The sequence below is a fragment of the Priestia sp. SIMBA_032 genome (genome assembly GCF_046535215.1).
Lineage (GTDB): Bacteria > Bacillota > Bacilli > Bacillales > Bacillaceae_H > Priestia > Priestia aryabhattai.
The window spans coordinates 1-269 of record NZ_JAWRXD010000742.1; the positions used below are offsets into that span (position 1 = coordinate 1).

The 269-nt window shown below is 68.4% G+C and carries 1 protein-coding gene; it reads right to left on the minus strand.

The genetic code is table 11. The features are described from left to right. Positions 1-269 (minus strand): ABC transporter permease (locus tag SB717_RS36270; protein WP_410907856.1); only part of this gene is annotated, 269 nt, incomplete at both ends.

The window sequence follows — 269 nt, forward strand, 5'->3', positions numbered from 1 at the left end:
GGCGAGCCCGTTGCGGAACACGCCGACGATCAGCGCACCGAGGAGGGTGCCCCAGATATTGCCGCGACCGCCGAAGAGGCTGGTCCCGCCGATGACCACGGCGGTGATGGCGTTGAGGTTCGCGTCGACGGCGGCATTCGGGCTGGAGCCGTAGTCGCGACCGATCTGGATCCACGCCGTGAGCGCCACCACGACTCCGGCCACCAGGTAGACGCTGAGAAGGACTCGGCTGACGCGGATACCCGTCAGGCGGGCCGCCTCCTTGTCAT